Below are 26472 nucleotides of genomic sequence, written 5' to 3'. Positions count from 1 at the left end.
AGTGATGCGCACCTGACAGATTATGCTCCAGCCCCCGATTGCGGTGCCGTCGGAACACGTTTCCCTTTCAATATATTTCTCAACGCTGGTTCGGCATATTTAGTGATTAAGAAAGCGATGTAGTACAGCACGGTAGCCACCACAATTGGCATCAGCATCATTACAAACTCATTTTTAATATGCACGTTGAGCTTAATCAGCGTAGCGATCATCAGATTTTCATGGATGAGATAAAAAGCGTAACTTGCGAAGCCGACTGCGGTGAAAAAACGTAGCGAGAGAATGCGCTCCAGCTGCTTAGAGTAGAAACTCACAATAAAGAACAGCATCACCAGCACCAAAGGAATAAGCGTGATGACTCCCGCATTCTTAACGAAGTAGCTGAAATTAATCAGCAGCGCCAACCCTACAATGGCGTAATGAAACAGTTTATCGCGTGCATGCATGCGCTCATAAACCAGGCAGCCAACCATAAACCACGCATAATGAATGAAGCCAAACTTGGATATAATGTCGATTAACAGCGGGTGGCCTAAGGATTTAAGAACCGAGGACGCGGAAAGCAGCAACATCGGTACTAATAATGCCGGTAAGCAATATTTCCTGCCGAGCGTAAAATAGACTGCACCGATAATCAGATAGAAGACCGCTTCGACATACAGCGACCAAAACGATCCCGCCATTGATTTAAATTCAATCCCGGTTAACTGCGTCAGGGTTTCTGGATTGGTGAATATCAGCCCAGGCAACAGATTCCTGACATACGGTGTCATCACCGACCATTCCGGGAAGAAGCCCCCCACCGCGAACAGCAGCATACTGGCAATAAACATGGCGGGAAACAGGCGCAGCCAGCGTTTTTTTAGAAAACTGAGGTAGCTCTCTGATTTATCCAGGGTCATAAAAATGACAAAACCTGAGATCATGAAAAATAACTCTACGCCGAGCCAGCCATAGTTAAATATTGGAAAATGTTGAGTTGCCGTGACATAGGGTAATAATTCCGGCCATCGCGCATAAGCATGATAACCAATAACCAGCAGAATCGCTAAGCCGCGCATTCCATCAAGATGCGTTATACGTGCGTGCATAATTCCCTCAGGAAAGATGACCGGAAAAAGATAACTCAAATTAACCTGACGCAGTTTTACAAGCAATAAGACTAATTCTGATTAACGACATCATGAATAAACAGCAGACCTAATAAATAGCCTTAGTTATTCACACTGAAAAGTGGCATTGATAAACTTGTTTTTATGGCATCGAATTGAGAAGGCTCATTGCATTTAAATGATTTTTTCTAAGATAGCGAAAATAAAATAGGCCATTTATGAGTTAAGCATTAGATGGCCTGGAGAGAAATATCGCCTGTAAAATTAATCCCTGCGGAATTTCTGCTTTAACTATCACAATTTGTTATGAGGGCCGGGACCTACCGATTCACGCACCATCAACTCACCCGCAAAGGTTTTATCATTACGCATTTCGCCACCATCCAGCATTGAGATCAGGCGTTCGATAGTTTCCTGAATCATCTCGGTCACCGGCATCTTCACGCTGGATAGCGCCGGAATGGTAAACGGAGCCAGCGGAATATCGTCAAAGCCCATTACCGCGACTTGTGCCGGTACGGCAATGTGGTGATCGGACAACGCTTTCAGCGCCCCCACCGCCATATCATCGTTACTCGCTACCAGCGCACTAAATGCACGCCCCTGTGCCAACAGGTGTTCCACCGCCGCCATGCCGTTTTGCGCCTGCCATTTGCCTTCGACGATTAACGCGTCATCAACCGCAATATCCTGTTTTTCCAACGCGGCTTTGTAACCCGCCAGTCGTTCGCGTCCCGTCGGGGAATCGAGCGAGCCGGTGATAAAAGCTATCTCGCGATGTCCGAGGGCAATCAACTGCTCAACCGCTGCGGCGCTGCTGCGCTGCTGATCGGAGTAGATGCAATAGCTGTGGTGCTGACGCAGGCGACGATTGATCACCAGTATCGGGTGTTTGTGCTGTGCAATGATGCTATCCATCTCATCGGTAGTGAGAAAACGCGGATAGATAATCACACCATCGCAGCGCAGATCGAGCAGGAACTGGATCGCGGCGCGCTCCTCCTCGGCGCTGTGTTTGCCATCAACCAGTAACAACTGCCGCCCCTGCTGTTCCATCAGGCGTGCGGAGTGCTGCATCAATTCGGTGAAATAGCTGCCGGTATACAGGGTATTGGTGATTACCAATCCGATGGTTTGGCTGGATTTGGTCGCCAGGTTTCGCGCCAGCAAATTAGGGCGAAAATCGGTTTCGGCGATGGCCTGGTACACCTTCTCACGCTTTTCCTGGCTCACGTAACCGTTGCCGGACAGCACCCGGGAAACCGTCGCTTTCGATACGCCTGCTACTTTTGCCACCTCAAGTATGGTCGCCATGTTTCACTCTTTTTCCATGCTGATGGCATCAGTTTACCTAAGCTGCGAATTATTCGGCAATTTTTCTACCCTCACGGATTCATGCCCTGCCGTTGTTAAACGATCAACTTCACACTTTCATCCAACAGTTTTTAAATTTCTTGCCTGATGCATCTGGCATCTTCATGATTTTGTGAAACCGGTTTCTCATGGCGAACAATCGCGCAGAAAACCGCTGTACCTCTACTTAAAAAAATCAGAGACCCAAAATCCATGGCTAAAAATTATGCGGAAGTCTCACGCGCCATCGTGGCTGCGCTCGGCGGCTTAAACAATATTGAAGCGGTGACGCACTGCATGACGCGCCTGCGTTTCGTGGTGAAAGACAGCAGCCAGATCGATAACGCCAGCCTGAAAGCGATTCCCGGCGTCATGGGCGTGGTGCACACCGACACACAGTGTCAGGTGATTATTGGCAACAACGTTAACCTCGCCTATCAGGAAGTGCTGAAGCTCGGCACGCCAAACAGCGATGGCGCCGCGCCGGTGAAACGCAAAATCACCCTGCGCAGCATCGGTGCTGGCATTCTTGACGCGTTGGTTGGCACCATGTCGCCACTGATTCCAGCCATTATCGGCGGATCGATGGTGAAGCTGCTGGCGATGATGCTGGAAATGAGCGGCGTGCTGGAGAAAGGTTCATCGACGCTCATTATCCTCAACGTGATTGGCGACGGTGCCTTCTTCTTCTTGCCCATTATGGTGGCAGCTTCGGCAGCGTTGAAATTCAAAACCAATATGTCGCTGGCCATTGCCATCGCCGGCGTGCTGGTGCATCCAAACTTTGTTGATTTGATGGCCAAAGCGGCGCAAGGCCAGGCGGTGGAGTTTGCCGCTATCCCGGTAACCGCGGTGAAGTACACCTACACGGTTATCCCGGCGTTGGTCATGACCTGGATTTTGTCACACATCGAATACTGGATTGATCGCATCACACCTGCGGTGACCAAAAACTTCCTTAAGCCCATGCTGATCGTGCTGGTGGCCGCGCCAATCGCCATTGTGCTGATTGGCCCGCTCGGCATCTGGATTGGTAGCGGTATTTCCGCGCTGGTGTATACCATTCACGGTTATCTTGGCTGGTTATCGGTGGCGATCATGGGTGCGCTGTGGCCGCTGCTGGTAATGACCGGCATGCATCGCGTGTTTACCCCCACCATTATTCAGACCATCGCCGAAACCGGCAAAGAAGGCATGGTGATGCCTTCGGAAATCGGTGCCAACCTGTCGCTCGGCGGGTCTTCCCTGGCCGTGGCGTTTAAAACCAAAAACCCTGAGCTGCGCCAGACGGCATTTGCCGCCGCGGCTTCGGCGATTGTCGCCGGTATTTCCGAGCCCGCGCTGTATGGCGTGGCGGTAAGGTTGAAACGCCCGCTCATCGCCAGCCTGATCAGCGGCTTTATCTGCGGCGCGGTGGCCGGTATCGGTGGATTGGCCAGCCACTCAATGGCTTCGCCCGGTTTGTTTACCAGCGTGCAATTTTTTGATCCCAGCAATCCGATGAGCATTGTCTGGGTCGGCGGCGTCATGGTGTTGTCGGTGGTGCTCTCTTTCATTCTCACGTTGATTCTTGGCTTCGAAGATATTCCGGTCACGGATGCCGCACAGCCAAAAGCGGCCGTCGATGAGACCAAGCCAGCCAACGTTAATTTATCCAAGGTGTAATTTTATGTCTGAAGTGACATTTCCAGCAGGATTTTTGTGGGGCAGCGCGTTAGCTGCCAATCAGTCAGAGGGGAGCTATCTGGCAGACGGTAAAGGCTTAACCACAGTGGATATGATTCCGCACGGTGAGCACCGCATGCCGGTAAAACTGGGACTGGAGAAGCGTTTTGCGTTACGCAGCGATGAATATTATCCCAGTCATGACGCCATCGATTTTTACCGTCGTTATAAAGATGATATCGCGCTGATGGCGGAAATGGGCTTTACCGTATTTCGCACTTCCATTGCCTGGAGCCGCATTTATCCGCAGGGCGATGAATTAGCCCCGAACCCGCAAGGCATCGCCTTTTACCGCAGCCTATTTGCAGAGTGTCAGAAATACGGCATCACGCCGCTGGTCACGCTAAGTCACTTTGACGTGCCGATGCATCTGGTGACGGAATACGGCTCGTGGCGCAATCGTAAAATGATTGAGTTCTTTAGCCGCTACGCGCGTACCTGCTTCGAAGAGTTCAATGGCCTGGTGAAATACTGGCTGACCTTTAACGAGATCAATATCCTGCTGCACAGCCCGTTCTCTGGCGCCGGTTTGGTGTTCGAACCGGGCGAGAATCCGGAGCAGGTGAAATATCAGGCAGCGCATCACGAGCTGGTCGCCAGCGCGCTGGTAACGAAGATCGCCCATGAGATTAACCCCGACAATCAAATTGGCTGCATGCTGGCGGGCGGTAATTTTTATCCGTGGTCATGCAAGCCGGAAGACGTCTGGGCGGCACTGGAGAAAGATCGCGAAAATCTGTTCTTTATCGATGTGCAGGCGCGCGGTGCTTACCCATCTTATGCGGCTCGGGTGTTTCGCGAAAAAGGCGTTGAGATCGCCATGGAGCCGGAAGATACCGCCACGCTGCGGCATACGGTCGATTTCGTCTCCTTCAGCTACTACGCCTCACGCTGTGCATCGGCAGAAATGAATGAGCAAAATAGCAGCGCCGCCAACGTGGTGAAATCACTGACCAATCCGCACGTGAAGCGCAGCGATTGGGGCTGGGGTATCGATCCGCTCGGCCTGCGCATCACCATGAACATGATGTATGACCGCTACCAAAAGCCACTATTCCTGGTGGAAAACGGTTTAGGCGCCCACGATGAAATCAACGCCGACGGCGAAATTAATGATGATTACCGCATCAGCTATTTGCGACAGCATATTCAGGCGATGGGTGAAGCGATTGCCGACGGCATTCCGCTGATTGGTTATACCACCTGGGGTTGTATCGATTTAGTGGCGGCATCGACCGGAGAGATGAGTAAGCGCTACGGCTTTGTCTATGTCGATCGCGACGACAAAGGCAACGGCAGCCTGCAACGCATTCGCAAAAAATCGTTCTGGTGGTACAAGCAGGTGATCGCCAGCAACGGACGTAATCTGGAATCGATTTAATTACGGGTATAAACGAGGATTTTGTCGGGTGCGCATGGATGCGCACATGGAGGCTATTCATAGCACCCTACAGATCCCGATCAAGCCCCTCCAACGACAAAACGCTGTCGCTGCAGGATTTCCGCCTGGCGCGGCGTGGCAATTGGCCAGGCTTGCTGCGGGAACAGATACAGCCGAATACTGAACAGATGAAACAGCGGCGTCAGTACTCGTTCATCGCGCTTCGCTAGCTGCTCCAGCATTAGCAGCAGCAAATCCAGTTCATCCTGTAAATCCGCATGCGGCGGCGTTTGTAGCGATTTCAGACGTCGCTTCAGAAACAGCGCCAGCTCATGAAACATCTGTCCGCTATCCAGCTGATAGTGCTGCAGCAGCGCTTTATGCCGTGCGTAATAATCAAAGCTGTTGACGCCCAGCCACACTTCTTTGAGCAACATCCCGGCTGAACGCATATCCGGATGCGGATCAAGCCGTAAACGCGGCAACACCACGTTAACCTTATCCAGCATCAGGCTAATAAAACGTTGTCGTCCCAACAGCGATGAACCATTACGCTCGGTCTCTTTAATAAAGCGCAGCAGCTCGCGCAGGCCTTGTCGCACCGCACGGCGCGCGGTCCAGGACGGCCGTTTATTGCGCATAATGGCGGTGATGATCGCGGCGATCAGCACGCCCGCCATCGTGGCGATGGCATTGTTGATCAGTAAAACCAGATCGGGTTTCAAATGGTGACCCAGCCCAATAAAGCCGGGAATTTGAATCGCTACGCTTAGGCCAATCATATTGGTGGAGGGACGGGCGATCATCAATGCAAGCATCATCAGGCCCGGCGCGAGGCAGATCATCAACGCTTCAAACGAGGTGGCCTGTGGCAGCAACAGCGCCACATAAATCACGCTGATAATAATTGCGACGATAACGCCACGTACAAACAGCTTCATCGATGTCAGGGGCGTATCCTGGCTCGCCAGAAGCGAGCAGAGAATCGCCGCCATCACCGGCGCTGATGCGCCATCACGCCAACCCGATGCCATCCACAACAGACAGGATCCAAAGGTGGCGCAAAACGCGGTTAACGCCGAAAGTCTAATCAGCCCTTTGTCGAAAAAGCGGTGGGTGCGTTTGCCGCGCGCCAGCGTGGTGTCGCCAGAAAGATCGCTCACCAATCCCCCGACACTTTGATACGCCCCGGCAATACGCACGAAATCCGCCAGCCGCTCTATTAATCCAGTGAACAGCAGCCAATTTTCCGTGGGCAACGCGCCCTGCTGCCATGCGGCGTTGAGTTCAGCCTGGCAGCCACTCAACGTCTGCTGGATCGCGCTGGTTTCTCCTACCGCTTCGCCGTCGTTAAGCCAGTGCAGAAACAGTTGGAAAGTGTGCGCGACGTTTTCGGGAAAGGTGATTTGCAGGGTGGATAGGCGCTGTAGGCGCATCTCGATCGCCGTCAGCGTCGGAATTAAATAGGAGAGATGCTGGTATTGCACGCTCACCAAACGAATCAACCGCCGCGCGGCATCGCCCTCATACACGCAGTGCGTAATCAGCACTTCCACCTGCTGTGGATGGGTCGCCATACGAATCAGAATGTCATCGCGCTCGGGCGAATTATCGCCCGGAATACCGGACAGCAGGTCGCTGCAGAGCTTGCGCGCATTGAGATACCAGTGACTGACGCTCTGCTCCAGTAGGCTACGCATCGATACCGGGAACAACAGCGCATGCACCAGGCTGCTGCAGACAATGCCGAGCGTGATCTCTTCGATGCGTGATATCACCGTACTGGTGATGGACAGCGGCGTAGCGACTTCCGGGAAACCCATGATCGCCGCGCTGTAACCGGCGAGCATAAACACGTAACTTTTTGGCGTACGGTCATGCAGCGACAAATATAAGCAGACGCTGACCCATAACGAGACGCAGAAACAGAACAGCAACGGATGCTGTACCGTCGGTGGAAAAATAAAGAAGATGAATACGCCGCCCAATAAGGTGCCCAGCAGGCGAAACACCGATTTAGAGATGGTCGAGGCTGAATAGAGCTGAGAAGCCAGCAGCACGGTGGTGACGGCCCAGGCGGGTTTATCCAGGTTGAGTTCCAGGGCGAGGTAGAGTGCCAGAAAGGCGGCCAGACAGGTTTTTACAGCAAAAAAAACGGCGTTTTTTGAAAACCACTGCATGACACAAAGACCAGGATGTACTGAATGTTGCGTATCCTGCCAGAATGTAAAAAACCCTCACCCCGATAAATACGTCAAATTGTTTCGTAATCGAAAAACATGTTCATCAAACGCATTGTTAGCACGGATGAAACGTAAGCGTGGCTAATGGAGTTAGCCTGATGAGCCCCGTATTAGCGGCTAAAATGCCCACTACCCGCCGATTCACCTGTGGGAAACAGGGATCAGTTATCAGGCAAATAAATGTGTACTGGATCACACTTTGATGCAACCCGCCCTGTTGTTCTGGTTATCCATAAAATAATTTCGCGCATAAATCTCCCTGGTAAAAGCGACAGCGCAGGAAGAACGTTCGCCAGTAATGGCAAACGGAAGCATCAGTACATTTTTAAGCGCAGCGATGTTAATATTTACGCGCTTAATCAGGCGCTGATCCTTGCGAAGAACTTTCGGGAACGCAGTATGTTATGTAAACAACTTCATCATCGGCAAGCTGACTTGCTCCTCTCCCTGCTTCACGCCTGCAAGATTTTAATTAATGCCGTTTTTGTGCTGTTGTTTATTTCTCATGCGGCTTTTGCTGAAATAAAAGACGATAAAGCCAACCGTATTGTCAGCGGCATTATTAGCTTTACCCATTGGCCGCAATTAACCCGTGCCCCGCAACTCTGCGTATTCTCTTCGGCCCAGCATCTCTCCTTGCTGCCCAAAGCTGCGCCTGCGGCAACACCCTTCAGCGTGGTCTATTTGACCAATGAAAGCGAACTGGCGTTACAACACTGCGACGCGGTCTATTTCGGCGACCAGTCGCCGCAGCAACAGTTAGAACTGGCGAAACAATTCCAGGGTAAAGCCGTGCTGACGCTCGCGGAGAACAACGCAGACTGTACTGTTGGCGCCGCGTTCTGCCTGATCTTCAATACCGATCACACGCTGTTCTCCGTCAATCTTGATTCGCTTGCCCGCAGCGGCGTCAAGGTGAGTCCGGATGTGCTGTTGCTGTCGCGCAATGGAAGCAAATAAGATGAAATTCGAAAAATTAAGTCATGAAAAATCATCGATCCGCAATACGCTGCGCAAAATTAGCACCATTAACTCTGCGGTTATTTTACTGCTGTGCTGGCTGTTGCTCTCGTCTACTTCCCTGCTGTTTATTAAAAGCTACGAGAAAAGAAATCTCGAGTTGATTGCCGCCACGCTCAGCACTACTTTGACTGCCGCCACGGTATTTGAAGACAGCTACGATGCGCATAATAAAATCGCGCGATTGGGCAATGAAGGAATGTTCGACTCAGCGAAACTGGTAACGGACGATAATACCGTGCTGGTCGACTGGCATGATCAACAAGAACAAACCGGCTGGTTCTCGCGTTTATTGCGCGAGTGGATTTATCTCAAACCGCTCACCGTTAATATCAACCACTCTGAAGCCACCGTCGGCATGCTGACGCTGGAAGGCACCGTGACTGGCGCTGCCGAATTTATTCGCTACTCGCTGATGATTTTGACCAGCGGTATGTTGTGCGTTTTAATTATCTCCTTCCTGCTGAGTGAATTCCTGCATCGCGGCATTCTCGCCACGCTGCGTAACATCACCAGCTCGATTCATTACGTGATTCAATCTGGCGATTTTTCCTTACGTATTCCGGAGAGCCCGACCCGCGAATTCCAGCTATTTTCTGATGACCTCAACTCGCTGCTGAGCGAAATGCAGACGCTGCAGACCTCGCTAATGCGAGATAATCGCTCGCTGGCCGCCAAAGCGCTGGAAGATCCGTTAACCGGTCTGGCGAACCGCACGGCGTTTGTCGCTCAGCTCACTCGATTACTCGATCAACAATTTGCCAAAGAGCGTTTTGCCTTGCTGTTTCTTGATGGCGATCGCTTCAAAAGCATCAACGATAACTGGGGCCACGCCGCCGGCGATGAAGTGCTGAAAGCCATTGGATCACGCCTCTCCTCTTTGGCTTATCAGCAGGATTTGGTCGCCCGCTTAGGTGGAGACGAGTTTGCCATGCTGGTAAGCAGCCGGGCCAGCGAGGCGCATTTGCAACTGCTGATGCAAGAGATTCACGAAAGCATCAAGCATAAGATTGTGATTGCGGAAGGCACGCCGATCACCACATCGGTGACCATTGGCTACGCCTGGTCGCAGCACGGCGACACGGTAGAGTCGATTCTGGAGCGCGCCGATATGAACATGTACAAAAACAAGGGAATGAGTAAGGTACGGATATGAAGATAAGAATTTTGCTGTTGATGGCGATGTTGGCGCTGGTCGGCTGCCAGTCAAAAGGACGTTTTACTGATGCGCAGATTGCGGCAATGCGTGATGCCGGTTTCAGTGAAAATAACGAGGGCTGGGGATTGGGCTTATCGGACAAAATACTGTTTGGCGTCAACGAATCGGAACTGACGCCCGCCAGTAAAAATACCATTCAGACGATGGCAAAAAATCTGGCGACAACCGGCATTACCCATGTGCGCATTGATGGCCACACGGATAATTACGGTAAAGCGGATTACAACCAACAGCTGTCGCTAAAAAGAGCCAACGCCGTGGCGGCGCAGTGGGCGCAAGGCGCATCGATTTCGCGTGACACTATCGTCACGCGCGGCTTAGGCATGAGCGCGCCGGTCACCACGAATAATAGTGCGCAAGGCCGCGCCCAAAACCGCCGTGTAGCGATTGTGATTACCGCGCCGTAATCAATTGGCGCTCGAGCGCAGAGTGATATAAACGGTCGCGCGCCAAATTTTTCATTTTTACTTCGCACATTATATCGAACGCATTAAACGACAGCGCCCAATCATTTAACGTCTGATTAAAGTAGTAATCAGAGTGGGCGCGAAGTTTCGACTTCGATATGGCTAAATCCTGCTGATCGGGAAAACCGTGATCGGGGATGATGCCTTCCTGAGCAATTGAATAATGCAGCACCGGTCGCACACCGCGCCATGACTCGTTGATCAGTGCGATGCGTTCATCATCCGCCTGAATATAGTGGTTCTCTTTCACCCAATGATGGTGAATATCCAGCACCACCGGGCAGAGATCGCGCGCCTGTAACACATCATCCAGCGAGCATGATATTTCATCATTCTCCACCGTCAGCATATTGCGCGCTTCCGGACTCAGGCGGAGAAACGCCGCGCGAAATCCATCAATGCCCTTTTTACCGTTCATATGGATATTGATTTTGAAATCCTGGAACTGCCGGCCAAAGCCCATTAACACCGCGCAAGTGGCGTGATACTCCACATCCTCTATTGCCCGATCAACCACGCCCTCATTATCGGACGCTAGCACCGTATATTGGCCGGGATGAAACGAGAGACGGATATGATGACTGCGCGCCAAATCACCGCAGCGGCGCAATAACGGCGTGAGTTCGGCTAACAGTTCGCCATATAGCTGGGTTGCTTCAGGCACGGTATAGAGCGGCAACAGATCGCTGCCAATACGCATCATGCGGAGAGCCTCAGGTTCTTTCGCCAGCTGCTCAAGTGTCAGGTAGAGGTTTTGTAGATTGTTTTGCGCCAGCAGGTTCAGCAGCGTGATGCGTGCATCATCATCCAGACTGAGAAAGCGCGTGCGGGTGGTACTTTTAAAGGGATACGGCTGTTTAGCCTGTTGATCCAGATACTTACAAGCAAAGCCTAATTTCATTTTATCCCCCATTTAATCAGCTTGAAAGCTTAGCTGTGATTGGGGAATGTGCCAGGTGCAGGATGCAGCTGCACCTGGCGCAAAGCGTAGGTCACCATTTATGGCGACCACCACAGGTTACACGTCCGGGAAGGTCATGCTGCTGCCCGGCGCTTCGCGATGCAGATGGATAAAGTTCAGGTGACGTTCGTACTGATCGAGAATATCGATGATCACCTGCTCTTTGTTGTAATCCATCAAATCATTGCCCTGGCTGCCTTCCAGCAGGAACGTTTCGAGACGGTAGTAGGTCGATTTACCGCTGCGAGCGCGGTAGGTAAAGCCCGGGACCGAATACTGCTGAGGCCAGATCTGATAGACGAAGTCCTGCTCTTCACCCAGCAGCACGCGCAGATCAAGGTGGCCCAGCGGCTGCGCTTCATCGGGTTCAACGCGCTCCAGCGAAACACGTCCGCCGCGCAGTTCCAGCTCTTTCGCCACATCCTGCATCGCCGGGAACAGCACCTCTTCCATCATTTTCTGCGTATAGCGCGTACCCGGATAGTTCATCAGGCGCGACAGGCGCTTCTTCCAGCTCAGACGATCGTTACTCGCCGGAATGTAAGGCGCAGTATCGCGGCTGGCGCTGGCGCGACGATGATCTTCGACCTTGAGCGATTTATACAAGCCGGCCATCACAAAGAAGATCACGAAGCTGAACGGTAAGCCCATGATTACCGTGGCGTTCTGCAAGGCAGAAATGCCGTTGGTCATCAGCATGCCCATGGTCAGCACACCAATCGCTATCGACCAGAAGATACGCAGCCAGTTTGGCGCATCGCTATTGATGTCTTTCAGCTTCGAAGTGAAGTTACCCAGCACCAGCGAGCCCGAATCCGCCGAGGTCACGTAGAACAACATACCGGTGATGGTGGCAACCGAAGCACTGAGTTTAAACGCCGGATACTGCGCCAGCAGGCTGTAAAAACCACGCTCAGCATGCGCCATCACTTCCTGCGCAAAGCCCGCATCGCCGTGAATAATTTCATACAGCGCCGCGTTACCAAACACCGACAGCCACAGCAGCGTAAAGGTGAACGGAATAATCAGCGTGCCCAATACGAACTCACGAATGGTACGGCCGCGCGAAATACGCGCGAGGAACAGACCGACAAACGGTGACCATGCCACCCACCAGGCCCAGAAGAACAGAGTCCAGCTGTTCATCCACTCTTTCGGTTGATCAAAAGCAAAGGTGTTGAGCGTCATGCCCATAAAGCGATTGACGTAGTCGCCGACGTTCAGCACCAGCGCGTTGAGCAGGAAATCCGTTTTGCCCATAAACAGCACGAACAGGATCAAGCCCAGCGCCAGTGCGACGTTGAGTTCCGACAGAATACGAATGCCTTTATCGACACCGGAGGTCACTGAAATGGTGGCGATAATCACCGACAGCACAATCAATGCCGCCTGGGCAGTGAATCCTTCGGGGATATCAAACAGCACGTTGAGGCCGTAGTTCAGCTGCACCACACCAATCCCTAACGTGGTCGCGATACCAAAAATGGTACCGATAACCGCGGCGATATCCACGGTATGGCCAATCGGGCCATTAATGCGTTTGCCGAAAATGGGGTAGAGCGCCGAGCGGATGGTGAGCGGCAGGTTGTAACGATAGCTAAAGTAGCCGAGCGCAATACCCATCAACGCATACATCGACCAGCCAGTAACGCCATAGTGGAACAGCGTCCACACCATCGCCTGACGCGCGGCTTCCATGGTCTGCCCGGCCCCTTCCGGCGGCTGCATGTACTGCGTTACCGGTTCGGCAACCGAGAAGAACATCAGGTCAATACCGATGCCGGCGGCAAACAGCATTGCTGACCAGCTCAGCAGGCTGAATTCAGGTTTGGATTGCTCCGGTCCGAGCTTGATCGCCCCATAGCGTGAGCACGCCATATAGACCACGAACACGATGTATACCGTGGCAGCGAGCATGTAGTACCAGCCAAACGTGGAGGTGACCCAATTCACGGTGGTCTGGATCCAGCTGGCAGCTAATTCGCTGTAAAAAATCGTGACAAGTGAAAATGTCAGAATCAGTCCGGCGGAGGTGAAGAACACCACAGGATTGATTCTGTCTTTTTCACTGGCAGGTGGATTAATCATCGATTACCTCTGGTTAATTTCCTGTAATTCATGCCAATAAAGCCCGTTTTAGTCGCCATTGATGGCGATCTTACGCGGGAAAGTGCGGTTTTCGTAGGGTGCGCGTTAATGCACACCTGCTGAGTTCCTTTCAACTCACCGCTCCGTTTTTGTAACAAACGAAGCACAGCATCCTAACAAATTTCTTTTTTATATTGAACGTGCAATCAAAAAAAGTTTTAATAGTGTCCTTACATTGCGGTGGAGCTGGAGTTTTATGCCAAAGGTGGGAATGCAGCCGATTCGTCGTCGGCAACTGATTGATGCGACCCTGAGCACCATTAACGAAGTCGGGATCAACGACGCCACCATTGCGCAGATTGCGCGCCGTGCTGGCGTATCGACGGGCATCATCAGCCACTACTTCAAAGACAAGAACGGTCTGCTGGAAGCGACGATGCGCGACGTAACGCGTCAGCTGCGCGATGCGGTCGCGGCAAGGTTGAAGCCGCTGGCCGATGCCAGCACCGAAGCGCGTCTGGTGGCGATTGTGGAAGGCAACTTTGATGATTCGCAGGTGCACAGCGCCGCGATGAAAGCCTGGCTAGATTTTTGGGCCAGCAGCATGCATCAACCACAGCTCGGACGCCTGGAACGTGTCAGCAGTCGTCGACTATTTTCCACGCTGGCTGCCGAGTTTCGTCGCGCAATTCCCCGTGAGCAGGCGCGTCTGGCGGCACATGGCCTCGCCTCGCTGATTGATGGCCTGTGGCTGCGCGCCGCGTTAAGTGGCAAACCGTTCGATTTAGCCATCGCCAGAAGGCTTACCACCCAATTCATTCGTCAGCAGTTGGCTGACCAGAATCACTGAGGAAGGAGAAATCATGTCCCGATTCACCGAGCAACACCTTTATATCGATGGCGCACGCGTTCCGGCTGCAGCTGGCAACACATTCCAGACCATCAACCCGGCAAACGGCGAAGTGCTGGCCGAGGTTCACGAAGCCGAGCGCGCGGATGTTGATCGCGCTGTCGCCGCGGCGAAAAAAGGCCAGAAAATCTGGGCGGCGATGACCGCAATGGAACGTTCACGCATTCTGCGTCGTGCGGTTGATATTCTGCGTGAGCGCAATGATGAACTGGCCGCGCTGGAAACCCTCGACACCGGTAAACCGCTGAGCGAAACCCAATATGTCGATATCGTCACCGGTGCCGATGTGCTGGAGTATTACGCCGGCTTGATTCCTTCGCTGGAAGGCCAGCAAATCCCGCTGCGCGATACCTCTTTCGTCTATACCCGTCGTGAGCCGCTGGGCGTGGTGGCCGGTATCGGCGCGTGGAACTACCCGATTCAGATCGCCTTGTGGAAATCGGCACCCGCGCTAGCTGCCGGTAACGCGATGATCTTCAAACCAAGCGAAGTTACGCCGCTGACCGCGCTGAAACTGGCAGAAATCTATACCGAAGCGGGCGTGCCGAACGGCGTGTTTAACGTGGTGAACGGCCGCGGCGCGGTGACCGGCCAGCTGCTGACCGACCATCCGGGCATCGATAAGGTCTCCTTCACCGGTGGCGTGGCCAGCGGTAAGAAAGTGATGGCGAATGCCGCGGGCTCAACGCTGAAAGATGTCACCATGGAACTGGGCGGTAAATCACCGCTGATCATCTTTGATGATGCCGATCTCGACCTCGCCGCAGATATTGCCATGATGGCCAACTTCTACAGCTCCGGCCAGGTATGCACTAACGGTACCCGCGTCTTCATCCCAGCCAAACTGCAGTCGGCATTTGAAGCAAAAATCGCCGAGCGCGTGGCGCGCATCAAAGCGGGTGACCTGAATCATCCTGACACCAACTTCGGTCCGCTGGTGAGTTTCGCGCATCGCGACAACGTGATGCGCTTTATCGAATCGGGTATCAGCGAAGGTGCGCGTCTGCTGTGCGGCGGTAAACGCCTGAGCGGCGCAGCATTCGACAAGGGTGCGTGGGTCGAACCGACCGTGTTCACCGACTGCCGCGATGAGATGACCATCGTGCGTGAAGAGATCTTCGGGCCGGTGATGTCAATTCTGAGCTACGAAAGCGAAGAAGAGGTGGTTCGCCGCGCGAACGCCACTGAATTCGGCCTGGCTGCTGGTGTCGTGACGCAGGATCTTAACCGCGCGCACCGCGTGATTCACCAGATTGAAGCCGGTATCTGCTGGATCAATACCTGGGGTGAATCGGCCGCTGAGATGCCAGTCGGAGGCTATAAGCACTCTGGCGTTGGCCGCGAAAATGGCCTGATGACGCTGCAAAATTACACCCAGGTGAAATCAGTGCAGCTCGAAATGACCCGTTTTCAATCCGTATTTTAATTTTGGCTTTTTAACCTGAGGAACGACTAATGGAATTTGATTACATCATTATCGGAGCCGGATCCGCAGGGAACGTTTTGGCGACAAGACTGACCGAAGATAGCAGCGTCAATGTGCTGCTTTTAGAAGCGGGCGGCCCAGATTACCGCTTCGATTTCCGCACGCAAATGCCTGCGGCGCTGGCTTTCCCATTACAGGGCAAACGCTATAACTGGGCATACGAAACGGAACCTGAGCCGTATATGAACAACCGCCGCATGGAGTGCGGACGCGGCAAAGGTTTGGGCGGCTCATCGCTTATCAACGGCATGTGCTACATCCGCGGTAACGCGATGGATTTGGATAACTGGGCGAAAGAACCTGGCCTCGAGAGCTGGAGCTATCTCAACTGCCTGCCCTACTATCGCAAATCTGAAACGCGCGATATCGGTGCCAACGATTATCATGGCGGCGAAGGCCCGGTAAGCATCACTACCTGCAAACCCGGCAACAATCCGCTGTTTGCTGCGATGATTGAAGCGGGCGTTCAGGCCGGTTATCCGCGCACGGACGATCTTAATGGCTATCAACAGGAAGGTTTTGGTCCAATGGACCGCTTTGTGACGCCGAAAGGTCGCCGTTCCAGCACCGCGCGCGGTTACCTCGATACCGCGAAAACGCGTCCGAACCTGAAAATCATCACCCATGCCACCACAGACCGCATTCTGTTTGACGGTAAACGTGCGATTGGCGTGCAGTATCTGCTGGGTTCCAGCAATACCTCACATAAAGTGCAGGCGCGTCGTGAAGTGCTGCTGTGCGCGGGTGCGATTGCATCGCCACAGATTCTGCAGCGTTCCGGTGTCGGTTCGGCTGAGTTAATGAAGCAGTTCGATATCCCGCTGGTGCACGATTTACCGGGCGTGGGCGAAAACTTGCAGGATCACCTCGAAATGTACCTGCAATATGAGTGCAAAGAGCCGGTTTCGCTCTATCCGGCACTCAAATGGTGGAACCAGCCGAAAATCGGTGCCGAGTGGCTGTTTAACGGCACCGGCGTCGGCGCCAGCAACCACTTCGAAGGCGGCGGCTTTATCCGCAGCCGCGAAGAGTTCAGCTGGCCGAATATTCAGTATCACTTCCTGCCAGTCGCGATTAACTACAACGGCTCGAATGCTGTAGAAGCACACGGTTTCCAATGCCACGTTGGCTCAATGCGCTCACCAAGCCGCGGCCATGTGCGCCTGAAATCACGCGACCCACGTCGCGATCCGGCGATTCTGTTCAACTACATGTCGCACGAGCAGGATTGGCATGAGTTCCGCGATGCGATTCGTATCACGCGCCAAATCATTAATCAGCCGGCGCTGGATAAGTATCGTGGCAAAGAGATCAGCCCAGGCCTGGATTGCCAGACCGATGAGCAGTTGGATGAATTTGTGCGCAACCACGGCGAGACCGCTTATCACCCGTGCGGCACCTGTAAAATGGGTACCGACGAAATGGCAGTGGTAGATGGTGAAGGTCGCGTGCACGGACTGGAAGCCCTGCGCGTGGTGGATGCCTCGATTATGCCGTTGATCATTACCGGCAATCTCAACGCAACCACCATCATGATTGGTGAAAAAATCGCGGATAACATTCGTGGTCGCCAACCGCTGCCGCGCAGCGAAGCGGATTACTTTGTCGCCGGCGATAAACCGGTGCGCGCTGAACCTATGCGCGGATAACCACGCCGTTCGCAGGGTAACGCTCTGTTACCCTGCTCTTCTCTTCATACCTACCAAAATCAATCAGTTATTACGCCGTCTGGCTATGCTATGTCTTAGCCGTTACCATGTCTGCAAAAGTAACTTTGCACAGTGATTGACGGAAAGTGATATGACTTCAGTGAATAGCGCTCATCATGATTTAGCCGATACGTTCGCCTCTTTTTCTTTTCATCAGAGCATGCTGCTTAATCTGCTGGCGGTGATGGCGCCCTTATCGAAAACGGCGATCATGGCGGCGTTAAACGCTTTTGACAGCAAACCCTGTCGTATCAACCATCCCGAGTTAGATGCCTTACTGGAGGAGTTTCAACAAGCGGGTTGGATTGCCCTGGTGGAACAACGCTGGCAACTCACAAAAAACCACGAAAATAAGGTTGTTTTGCAGCTGTTACGCCATCCCGAAGTCTTACACGCCGTTCTTGATCATTGCAGTACCTATCGCACCAAAGTCGTCGATATTCATAAGACACTTATGTGGATGTCTGCACTGGCGGGAATGATGGATCAGCTCACCGAGCAGACTATCCGTTGGCGCTATTACGGAAATTTCCAACTGGACGATCACCCTGCCATTAAACTGATTGCGGATGAGGCGGGAAGAGAGGCTTTTTCCCTGCTGCATCACGATGTGCAAATCCTGCTGCTTTCCATCGCGCTCAGTGATGCCAGCGAGCAATTCAAGGTCAGCCCGCAACTCTGGCAGTTCACACGCAACTTCGCCGCAGCGTTACCAAACGTTCCTGGGATGTTGATCGACGCCTTAGCGCTTGAGGCACTGTGGCGCGACGATCGTGACTTCCTGAAAACCGAATTATCTTATGCAGCTCAGTGCTGGTTGGCTTTGTATCAGGGAGAACCTCAGTCAGCGATGCAAGCCTGGCAGCTACTGGTAAAACAGCTGCGGAAGCTTACCGGCAAACGCAAACTGCAGCTGCCGCCGGAATTGGCGATATTAGCTGCCATCACCCTGTTTTCCCGTACTGAACCGCAACAGCCGGCCGAATTACTTGAACTCACAGAACAGAGCAAAAATGACAATATTGCCTGGTGGTTATTTGAAGGATTAATCACTAAGCGATTTGGTATCACGCCTAAACAGCGCAGTTTTGAGTACATCGATAAGCCGCTCATCGGCTTAGCCGGCATGTTTCAGGCCCTGATTCTGTACTGGCTTGGCGATATGCAGCATCCCGAGCAACAGCGTTCGCGCCTGCTGGAATTTGCGAAACAACTGGAAGAACGGGGTTATACGCTTCCCGCATTCGAAATGCGTACCCTTTTACAGCATCAGTTCGCTGAACCTGCGCCTGAAAAACCCCGCCAGCGTCAGGCGATTAGCCAACTTTGGCAGCGCAAAGAGACATGGGAATACGCGCTGGAAGCACTGGCGCAACTGTCGCCAAAGAGTAGCGAAAGCACGTCACGCCTCGCCTGGCTCTTGTCGCATAACGGCTATGGGATTGAGATGATTCCCGTGGAACAGAAACGGAATCAGCAAGGCTGGAGCAAGGGACGCTCCATCGCGTTAAAACGCCTGCGCCACGAATCCGATAAGCTGCCGTGGCTGGTGGCGCAGGATCGCCAGGTCGCCAAACATATCACTTCGCACTACAACTATTACGGTTCGGATAGATATGAAGTTGACGCCAACAAAGCGCTGCCGCTGCTGGCCGGACATCCCGCTGTTTTCTGGCAAGATGCGCCGGATGTCCGCATTGATGTTGAGTCAGGACAAATCCAGCTCTCGATCAGCGAAAAGCACGGCCAACTTTGCCTTAAGCTCAACCCGACTTTCGACAGCCGCGATCAGGTCGTGATCGTTAATGAAACGCCGACCCGATTAGTCGCCTATGTGGTGAACGAAGCACACAGAAAAATTGCCGCGGTACTCGGCGAAGAACTGCGAATTCCCGCAACCGCGCGCGACAAAGTTTTGCGTTCGATTACCGCCGTTGCGCCACTGCTGCCTATTCAGGCCGATCTGCCTGAGTTCACTGCCCACATTCCACACGTCGAGGCAGATGAAAAAATTTATGCGCAGCTATTGCCGCTGGGCGAAGGTTTACGCTTGCAACTGCTGGTTCGCCCTCTCGTCAACGGCAGCTGGCTGCCGGTAGGTCGTGGCAATGAGATTGTGCATGGTAAGCAAGACAAGCAAGCGGTGCAGACCCGACGCGATTTGATACGCGAAGAGGCCAGCATGCAGCAAATTTTGCAAGCCTGCCCCCTATTGACGGAAACGGAGCAGGACAATCAGGAATGGCAATTTAACCAGACGCAGGATGCACTGGAAATGCTGAGCCAATTGCGAAGTGTCGATAGCAACTTACTCGAATGTGTCTGGCCCGAAGGTGAGCGGATGCGCTTTACCGGCCGCCGTGATATGCGTGCGTTAACGCTTAACGTGAAGCGGCAGGGAGAATGGTTCGCATTATCCGGCGAGTTGAAGCTGGATGACGGTAAAGTGCTAAAACTGCGTGAACTGTTGAAACTGGTTGAGGAGAGCGAGGGACGCTTTATTCGCCTTGGCGATCAAGAGTGGCTGGCACTGGATCATCAGCTGCGCCAACGTTTGCAACAGTTAATGCTGATGGCGGTAAAAGACAATAAAGCGCTGACGGTTAATACATTAACCCTGCCGTTTATCAAAACGCTCGCTGAAGAAGTCGGCGATTTGCGTGGCGATAGCGATTGGCAGCAGCAGTTGCATGAATTGAAGGCCAGAGAGGAACATCTGCCTGGCCTACCGAGCACGCTCAAAGCCGAATTACGCGATTATCAGCTGGAAGGATTCTATTGGCTTTCACGTCTGGCGCATTGGGGTGTGGGCGCCTGCCTGGCGGATGATATGGGACTGGGGAAAACCTTGCAGACGTTAGCGCTGCTGCTGGAACGTGCTCCGCATGGCCCACAACTGGTTATCGCCCCCACATCCGTGACCTACAACTGGCTGAGCGAAAGCGCTAAATTTGCGCCAACGTTGCAGATGCGCGATTTTCGCTATCGCCGTGATATCTCTGATATCGGCGAATTTGATGTCGTGGTTGTCAGTTACGGCATGCTGCTGCAGGAAGCTGAACGCTTTGCCGCTACGCAATGGCACAGCGTGGTATTGGACGAAGCTCAGGCGATCAAAAATGCGCAGACCCAACGCGCAAAAGCAGTGATGGCATTGAAGGCCGATTTTCGCTTAGCGCTCAGCGGCACGCCGATTGAAAACCATCTTGGTGAGCTGTGGAGTTTGTTCCGTTTCATTAATCCGCGTTTGCTGGGCGATCAAAAATCCTTTAGCCAAAAATTCACAGTGCCGATCGAGCATGGCAGCAAGCTCGCCGCTTCGACGTTGAAGCAACTGATCAAGCCGTTTGTCCTGCGCAGAACCAAAGCTCAGGTGCTTGACGAGCTTCCGCCGCGCACAGATGTTCTTCATCAAATTCCCCTGAGCGAGAGTGAAAAACATTGGTACGAGGCGCTGCGCCAGCAGGCCATCGAGAACCTGCAAGAGAGCAAAGAACTCAGTACCATTCAGGTGCTGGCGGAGATCACGCGCCTGCGTAGATTCTGCTGCAACCCTTCACTGGTTCTGCACGACGTTTCGCTGGAGAGTAGCAAGCTCAAAGCCTGCCTTGAAATCGTTAATGAATTACGCGAAAACCACCACAAAGCTTTGGTGTTTAGTCAGTTTGTTGACCATCTTGCCCTGCTGCGCGCAGCACTCGATGAACAGAATATCGCTTATCAATATCTGGATGGTTCAACGCCTCCGGCTGAGCGGAAAAAGCGTGTAAATGATTTTCAGGCGGGTACGGGCGATCTGTTCCTCATCAGTTTGAAAGCCGGTGGTACCGGACTTAATTTAACCGCGGCAGATTACGTTATTCATCTCGATCCGTGGTGGAATCCTGCGGTAGAAGATCAGGCCAGCGATCGCGCCCATCGTATCGGTCAGGATCGACCTGTGACTGTCTATCGGCTGGTAATGGAAGGCACGATTGAGGAACAGATTGTTGGCCTGCATAACCGTAAACGTCAGCTGGCAGCCGACTTACTGGAAGGCAGTGATAGCGTGGGGAAAATGAATACCGAGACATTGTTGTCGGTGTTGCGTGGAGATTAAATAAGATGCTCATGGGCATATACCACCTTATATGCCCATTTAATTCTTTATAGAGCGGCCGCAACAGAATCCAACGTCAATTTCGCTGATTGAAAGACCACAGCAATGTCGCTAAAGCCCGGATCAAAAAATCACATTAAAGTATGTTGTAACTACAATCGTTAATTTGCCTCGTCGCATTTAGTAATACAAAGCCGCGCCCACCTGCTGGCTTTTCTGCTTCAATGGGCCTCCCATTTCATGAGGATCCACCATGAATCGCCGCCATTTTTTATCCTGCCTTTCGCTTTCGGCGCTGGCCATGCGCAGCGGGATGACGTTTGCTGCTACCACGCAAGTAACCACTAAAATTTTATCGCTGTGGTCCGATTTACCGCCAGGTGGTGGCGGCCCTTCTGGCAATGTGGTGATCTCAGACAAAGGCGCCCAACGCAATATTGTGCAGCCCACGCTTACGCTATTAACCCCTGCTAAACCCAATGGTCGCGCGGTCTTAGTTGCCGCAGGTGGCGGCTATACGCGTATTGAGATGGGTAAAGAAGCCTGGCCCGCCGCCGCCTGGCTGACGGCACGCGGCTACACCGCCTATGTGCTGAGTTATCGCTTGCCGCATGAAGGCTGGAAAGATGGCGCGATAGTTTCATTGCAGGATGCACAGCGTGCGTTGCGCATGGTGCGGCAGCGTGAAAAGCATGTCAGCGTGCTGGGATTTTCGGCTGGGGGACATCTGCTCGGCATGGCCGTGACCCGCGCGGATTTTCGTTCTTATAGGGCAACCGATGCGTTGGATAACCAACCGGCTACAGCCGATCGCGCAGCGCTCATCTATCCGATTATCACGCTGGAGCCGCCCTATACGCATACTTCAACCCACAAGATTCTGGTCGGCAAAAAAGCCCCCACCAGTGAAGATGCACGTTGGTCAGTGCAGGAGTTCGTGAATCCGCAATCTCCGCCCTTCTTTCTGGTGCAGGCTGAGGATGACCCGATCTCCGATCCCCACAACACGCTGATCATGGCCGATGCCTGTCAGCAGCAGCATGTACCGGTTGAGATGCATCGCTACAGCAGTGGCGGACATGGCTTTGGTATGGGCAGGCCCGGCACACCCACCGTGGCGTGGCCGGAGCACTATGAAAAGTGCTTGAGGCGTTAACTTACCTCAGCCGCTTGTTTGCTGGCTAACCCGGCCAGCAAGGTCTGTGAACTGGCAACCGCGCCAAAAATCCCGCCCTGCATATGAATCATGCTGAGTGCCGCTTCGTGATGCTTTAATTCGGTCGCGGCACAGCAATCGGACAACACCAGGCACTCGAAACCGCGATCGTTGGCTTCGCGCAGCGTGGTATGTACGCACACATCGGTGGTGATACCGCCGATGATCAGATTGCGAATACCGCGACTGTGCAGGATGAGCTCCAGATCGGTGGCGTAAAACGAGCCTTTCCCCGGTTTATCAATGATGATTTCACCCGGTAGCGGCGCCAGTTCCGGAATAATTTCCCAGCCAGGTTCGCCGCGTACCAGAATGCGCCCGCACGGACCCGGCGCCCCAATTTCCGCCTGCATGCGTTTCGAGCGCCAGCGCTTGTTGGACGGAAGATCGCTGAGATCTGGCCGATGCCCTTCGCGGGTATGAATGATCGGAAATCCCAACTCGCGCATCTTCGCCAGCACCTGCTGTAGCGGCTTGATTGGCGCGCGCGTCAACGCGATGTCGTAACCCATGCTGTCGACATAACCGCCCTTGCCGCAGAAGTCGGTTTGCATATCAATAACCACCAGCGCGGTATCCTGCGGGCTGCAACGACCGTCATACGGCCACAAGTAAGGAGTCGAATCAATCGCATAATCAGGCATTTTTTTCCTCCATCACCTTCACTACGCTTTCACGTTTGAATTTGACAATCAGCGTGTAACTGGCCGCGGCAGTGACCAAACCAATCACCGCTTCACCGAACTGCGGGAAGGCAATGTGCGCAATTACCGCACACAAACTTCCTATCGCCCAGCCGGCGAAGGCGCTACCACGCAGACGGCGCGCCTTACGCTGCTCGCTGATTTTGGCCATAAAGATCAAATCGACGATCATCACCGCGCCAAACGGCGGTACCACAATGCCAAGCAAACTTAGCCATTCAAGGAAGTAGGACCATACGCCAGCCAGCGCCAGTGCCCCGCCGATGACGCCAAGAATGACCGTCCACAGACGCATCTTGCTGCTGAACAGATGGCTGAAGCCCACCGCGCCGTTATACAGGCAGTGCGTGCATACCGAACCGAGGTTGATGAATACGAATAGGAAGGCGATGACTGAGAGCAGCATGCCGTGACCCATTAACATCGGCAGGAAGTTGCCACCGTTGCTCGCCGGATCAACTGCCGCGCCGACCGCGACAATCACTACGCCAAACAGGTAGGAGATGACGTTCGCCATCGGGAAAGCCGAAAACGCCGCGATCACTGCCGATTTGCCGTCTTTTGACCAGCGGGTAAAGTCAGCAGTCATGGTACCCGAATCAGCGAAACCGGCGACCACCATCGTCACCGCAGTGCCCATGCTCATCACGCCCACCGCGCCGCTGCCCCCTTTAAACTGCGTAATGGTGCTGAAATCATGATGCTGGCCAATCAGCCATAAAGCCACTAAACCCAGCACCACAAACAGCGGCGCGGCGATAAGGCCGAGCACCGACAGCGCGCGCACCCCGAGAAACGTAATCGCGGTATACAGCACCATGGCGAACGCCGTCACCGCCAGCGCATTCCAGCCAAAAGTTTGATTGATCACCGTGCCCGTCAAGCCGGTCTGGAAGGCGTACCAGCCAATCACCACCGTCGACAGGAAGCCAGAGACCAAGATGTAACCTTTAGTGCCGAAGGTACGCTTCGCCTGTAGCGCGAAGTTCATGCCGGTATTGCCAGCAAACCAGCTCAGCGCGCCGACATAGGCAAACAGCACCAGGTTGCCCAGCAGAATCGCTATCAACGCGGGCCAAAAACCGAGATGCCAGGTAATGATGCCGCCGAACAGCGCGTTGGTGAGGATCATGGGAAAACCGAACCACACTGCAGATACCGAGCCGGTGGAGTGGCGATGGCTGAGCGGTACCGGCTCGTGTTCGAACTCCTGCTCCAGAGCAGGTGAATTTTTGTTAGTCATGGGCAACTCCGATTGAAACAGGATGAAGGTGATTCCAGGGTTGAATGCGCTCGAATGCGGCACTGGCCGCCAGCACCAGGCCATCGTCCAGATGACGACCCACGATTTGCATGCCAATCGGCAGGCCGCTGGCGGTGAAGCCCGCAGGCACGGACGCCGCCGGTTGGCCGGTAAAGTTGAACGGGAAACAGAAGGAGAGCCAGTGATCGCTGCGCACCATGCGGCCATCAATAATCTCCGGCCCCTGCATATTGAGCGGGAACGGCGGTACCGCCAGCGTCGGTGACAGCAGCAGATCGTAGTGCTGCATAAAGCACCACATCTGATTGCACAGCTTCTTGCGCATGGTATTGGCATCAGTAAAGTTTTCGGCACGCCAGTCGCGTTGCAGCATGGCGCTGAGGTGTGGCGACATGCGCGAGCCAAGTTCAGCGTGCATCTTGCGCATGCCGGTCAAATCGCTTTCAAAAGCCACCAGCGCGGCGAACGTCGCACCTTCATCGGCGATGCCGGGATCGACTTCATCCAACTCGGCACCCAGCTCCTGCGCAAAGCGTTGCGCCGCCCTGGTGACAACGTCACGCACTTCTGCATCCACGGCGATATAGCCAAAGTCAGCGCTAAAGGCGATGCGCAGTCCATTGAGCGGCTTGTCCAGAGACGCCAGCCAATCCACATCACTGCAGGGAATCGAGTGGCGATCGCGCATGTCTGGCCCCGCCATCACCGACATCATCAGCGCGCTGTCACGCACGCTGCGCGACATCGGACCGATGTGCTCTAAGGATTCCCAGCTGGATACGCCGGGATAGCGCTCGTCACGACAGCCCGGCCAGAGCGGCACGCGCCCCATCGATGCTTTCAAGCCAAACACGCCGCAGTGGGCAGCAGGAATACGCACCGAACCGCCGCCGTCGCTGCCTAGCGCAATCGGACACAGGCGCGCCGCCAGGGCAGCACCGGAACCGGCGCTGGAACCGCCCGGCGTTTTGCTCAGATCCCACGGGTTGCGCGGTGAAGGGAATAACGGATTGTGTCCCACGCCGCTATAGCCAAACTCCGGCGCGGTAGTTTTGCCCAACAGCACGGCATCGGCAGCTAACAGGCGCTCAACGGTAATGTCATCTTCTTCCGGGACGAACTCGGCATAAGCATGCGATCCGGACGTGGTTTTTACCCCTGCGGTGCAAATCAGATCTTTCACCGCCAGCGGCACCCCCGCCAATGCACCCAGGGTTTCGCCGCGTGTGCGTTTGGCATCAATAGCCGCCGCCTGCTGCAGCGCCAGCTCCGGCGTGGCGGTGCAAAATGCCTGAATCTGCGGCTCGCGCAGTGCCATGCGATCCAACGCGGCCTGCGTCAACTCCTGCGCCGCCACCTCCCCGCTACGGATTAACGCCGCCAGCGTCGTGGCATCTTCATCCAACAGTGCATCGAACATGCGAATACTCCCGATTTATCAACTAACGGGGATATTGCAGATTACGTGCCAATACTTTCCAAAAAATGACGCGTTTGAGCCAAAGCCAGATGGGA

At 53.8% G+C, this 26472-nt stretch carries 18 protein-coding genes; 10 read left to right on the top strand and 8 right to left on the bottom strand.

The genetic code is table 11. The features are described 5' to 3' along the window. Window positions 1–20: 20 nt before the first annotated feature. Complete coding sequence (locus tag WH298_RS20125) at window positions 21–1157, bottom strand: acyltransferase family protein (RefSeq protein WP_238344493.1); 1137 nt, start codon at window positions 1155–1157, stop codon at window positions 21–23. A gap of 249 nt (window positions 1158–1406) precedes the next feature. Further along, the gene (locus WH298_RS20120) at window positions 1407–2426 is read right to left on the bottom strand and encodes a LacI family DNA-binding transcriptional regulator (protein WP_180823790.1); all 1020 of its coding nucleotides are present in this window, start codon (window positions 2424–2426) and stop codon (window positions 1407–1409) included. A gap of 252 nt (window positions 2427–2678) precedes the next feature. Between WH298_RS20120 and ascF the strand changes: the two genes are divergently transcribed. Further along, window positions 2679–4130 carry a PTS cellobiose/arbutin/salicin transporter subunit IIBC gene (gene ascF, locus WH298_RS20115; protein WP_180823789.1) on the top strand — a complete coding sequence of 484 codons (1452 nt, stop codon included), beginning with the start codon at window positions 2679–2681 and terminating at the stop codon, window positions 4128–4130. 4 nt (window positions 4131–4134) lie between these two features. Continuing rightward, window positions 4135–5571 carry a 6-phospho-beta-glucosidase gene (locus WH298_RS20110; RefSeq protein ID WP_180823788.1) on the top strand — a complete coding sequence of 479 codons (1437 nt, stop codon included), beginning with the start codon at window positions 4135–4137 and terminating at the stop codon, window positions 5569–5571. An 80-nt stretch (window positions 5572–5651) separates the two neighbouring features. Here WH298_RS20110 and WH298_RS20105 read toward each other — a convergent pair whose 3' ends face one another. After that, complete coding sequence (locus WH298_RS20105; protein ID WP_180823787.1) at window positions 5652–7751, bottom strand: FUSC family protein; 2100 nt, start codon at window positions 7749–7751, stop codon at window positions 5652–5654. Between the two features lie 243 nt (window positions 7752–7994). On the opposite strand from WH298_RS20105, the gene yfiR reads away from it, so the two are divergent. The 3 genes from yfiR to yfiB are packed head-to-tail and all read left to right on the top strand — an operon-like array spanning window position 7995 to window position 10460. Next, a complete protein-coding gene (gene yfiR / locus WH298_RS20100) occupies window positions 7995–8774 on the top strand; it encodes a regulatory sequestration protein YfiR (protein WP_180823786.1) in 780 nt (259 codons plus the stop codon). A 1-nt stretch (window position 8775) separates the two neighbouring features. Beyond that, window positions 8776–9990, top strand: coding sequence for a diguanylate cyclase DgcN/YfiN (gene dgcN / locus WH298_RS20095; protein ID WP_007890109.1), 1215 nt, complete (start codon window positions 8776–8778; stop codon window positions 9988–9990). Beyond that, window positions 9987–10460: an outer membrane lipoprotein YfiB gene (yfiB, locus tag WH298_RS20090; RefSeq protein WP_049851659.1), complete on the top strand. Its 474-nt coding sequence runs from the start codon at window positions 9987–9989 to the stop codon at window positions 10458–10460. The genes dgcN and yfiB overlap by 4 nt, the downstream gene beginning before the upstream one ends. On the opposite strand, the gene uvsE is transcribed toward yfiB, so the two are convergent. Together uvsE and WH298_RS20080 are read right to left on the bottom strand one after the other, a co-directional pair. Next, window positions 10447–11421, bottom strand: coding sequence for a UV DNA damage repair endonuclease UvsE (gene uvsE / locus WH298_RS20085; protein WP_180823785.1), 975 nt, complete (start codon window positions 11419–11421; stop codon window positions 10447–10449). The genes yfiB and uvsE overlap by 14 nt on opposite strands. A 117-nt stretch (window positions 11422–11538) precedes the next feature. Then, window positions 11539–13569, bottom strand: coding sequence for a choline transporter (locus WH298_RS20080; protein ID WP_007890112.1), 2031 nt, complete (start codon window positions 13567–13569; stop codon window positions 11539–11541). Between the two features lie 256 nt (window positions 13570–13825). On the opposite strand from WH298_RS20080, the gene betI reads away from it, so the two are divergent. The 5 genes from betI (at window position 13826) to WH298_RS20055 (ending at window position 22929) form a co-directional block, all read left to right on the top strand. Further along, complete coding sequence (betI, locus tag WH298_RS20075) at window positions 13826–14419, top strand: transcriptional regulator BetI (protein ID WP_007890113.1); 594 nt, start codon at window positions 13826–13828, stop codon at window positions 14417–14419. A 13-nt stretch (window positions 14420–14432) separates the two neighbouring features. Beyond that, entirely contained in the window at window positions 14433–15905 is a 1473-nt protein-coding gene (betB, locus tag WH298_RS20070; RefSeq protein WP_180823784.1) for a betaine-aldehyde dehydrogenase, read from the top strand. Between the two features lie 29 nt (window positions 15906–15934). After that, a complete protein-coding gene (betA, locus tag WH298_RS20065; protein ID WP_049851663.1) occupies window positions 15935–17614 on the top strand; it encodes a choline dehydrogenase in 1680 nt (559 codons plus the stop codon). Window positions 17615–17765: 151 nt separating this feature from the next. Further along, entirely contained in the window at window positions 17766–21773 is a 4008-nt protein-coding gene (locus WH298_RS20060; RefSeq protein WP_180823783.1) for a DEAD/DEAH box helicase, read from the top strand. Between the two features lie 253 nt (window positions 21774–22026). Further along, window positions 22027–22929 (top strand): alpha/beta hydrolase, encoded by a 903-nt coding sequence (locus WH298_RS20055; RefSeq protein ID WP_180823782.1) that lies wholly within the window; start codon window positions 22027–22029, stop codon window positions 22927–22929. Here WH298_RS20055 and biuH read toward each other — a convergent pair. From biuH to WH298_RS20040, 3 genes are read right to left on the bottom strand one after another with little or no spacing between them, the layout of a single operon-like run. Next, entirely contained in the window at window positions 22926–23633 is a 708-nt protein-coding gene (gene biuH, locus WH298_RS20050; protein WP_180823781.1) for a biuret amidohydrolase, read from the bottom strand. The two genes, WH298_RS20055 and biuH, sit on opposite strands and share 4 nt — an antisense overlap. Further along, window positions 23626–24936 (bottom strand): purine-cytosine permease family protein, encoded by a 1311-nt coding sequence (locus WH298_RS20045; protein WP_049851666.1) that lies wholly within the window; start codon window positions 24934–24936, stop codon window positions 23626–23628. The genes biuH and WH298_RS20045 overlap by 8 nt, the downstream gene beginning before the upstream one ends. After that, the gene (locus WH298_RS20040; protein WP_180823780.1) at window positions 24929–26377 is read right to left on the bottom strand and encodes an amidase; all 1449 of its coding nucleotides are present in this window, start codon (window positions 26375–26377) and stop codon (window positions 24929–24931) included. Before WH298_RS20040 ends, WH298_RS20045 begins: the two co-directional genes overlap by 8 nt. Between the last annotated feature and the right edge of the window lie 95 nt (window positions 26378–26472).

The sequence above is a fragment of the Pantoea nemavictus genome, from assembly GCF_037479095.1.
GTDB classification, from domain to species: Bacteria; Pseudomonadota; Gammaproteobacteria; order Enterobacterales; family Enterobacteriaceae; genus Pantoea; species Pantoea nemavictus.
Note: the sequence above shows the minus strand (reverse complement) of the source record. Positions and strands in the feature narration are given on the sequence as shown.

Coding starts and splice junctions, on each gene's coding strand:
- WH298_RS20120 (WP_180823790.1), bottom strand. CDS start 2,426: ATGGCGACCATACTTGAGGTGGCAAAAGTAGCAGGCGTATCGAAAGCG.
- WH298_RS20040 (WP_180823780.1), bottom strand. CDS start 26,377: ATGTTCGATGCACTGTTGGATGAAGATGCCACGACGCTGGCGGCGTTA.
- WH298_RS20105 (WP_180823787.1), bottom strand. CDS start 7,751: ATGCAGTGGTTTTCAAAAAACGCCGTTTTTTTTGCTGTAAAAACCTGT.
- ascF (WP_180823789.1), top strand. CDS start 2,679: ATGGCTAAAAATTATGCGGAAGTCTCACGCGCCATCGTGGCTGCGCTC.
- yfiR (WP_180823786.1), top strand. CDS start 7,995: ATGTGTACTGGATCACACTTTGATGCAACCCGCCCTGTTGTTCTGGTT.
- betB (WP_180823784.1), top strand. CDS start 14,433: ATGTCCCGATTCACCGAGCAACACCTTTATATCGATGGCGCACGCGTT.
- WH298_RS20110 (WP_180823788.1), top strand. CDS start 4,135: ATGTCTGAAGTGACATTTCCAGCAGGATTTTTGTGGGGCAGCGCGTTA.
- uvsE (WP_180823785.1), bottom strand. CDS start 11,421: ATGAAATTAGGCTTTGCTTGTAAGTATCTGGATCAACAGGCTAAACAG.
- yfiB (WP_049851659.1), top strand. CDS start 9,987: ATGAAGATAAGAATTTTGCTGTTGATGGCGATGTTGGCGCTGGTCGGC.
- WH298_RS20080 (WP_007890112.1), bottom strand. CDS start 13,569: ATGATTAATCCACCTGCCAGTGAAAAAGACAGAATCAATCCTGTGGTG.
- betI (WP_007890113.1), top strand. CDS start 13,826: ATGCCAAAGGTGGGAATGCAGCCGATTCGTCGTCGGCAACTGATTGAT.
- biuH (WP_180823781.1), bottom strand. CDS start 23,633: ATGCCTGATTATGCGATTGATTCGACTCCTTACTTGTGGCCGTATGAC.
- WH298_RS20060 (WP_180823783.1), top strand. CDS start 17,766: ATGACTTCAGTGAATAGCGCTCATCATGATTTAGCCGATACGTTCGCC.
- dgcN (WP_007890109.1), top strand. CDS start 8,776: ATGAAATTCGAAAAATTAAGTCATGAAAAATCATCGATCCGCAATACG.
- WH298_RS20045 (WP_049851666.1), bottom strand. CDS start 24,936: ATGACTAACAAAAATTCACCTGCTCTGGAGCAGGAGTTCGAACACGAG.
- WH298_RS20055 (WP_180823782.1), top strand. CDS start 22,027: ATGAATCGCCGCCATTTTTTATCCTGCCTTTCGCTTTCGGCGCTGGCC.
- betA (WP_049851663.1), top strand. CDS start 15,935: ATGGAATTTGATTACATCATTATCGGAGCCGGATCCGCAGGGAACGTT.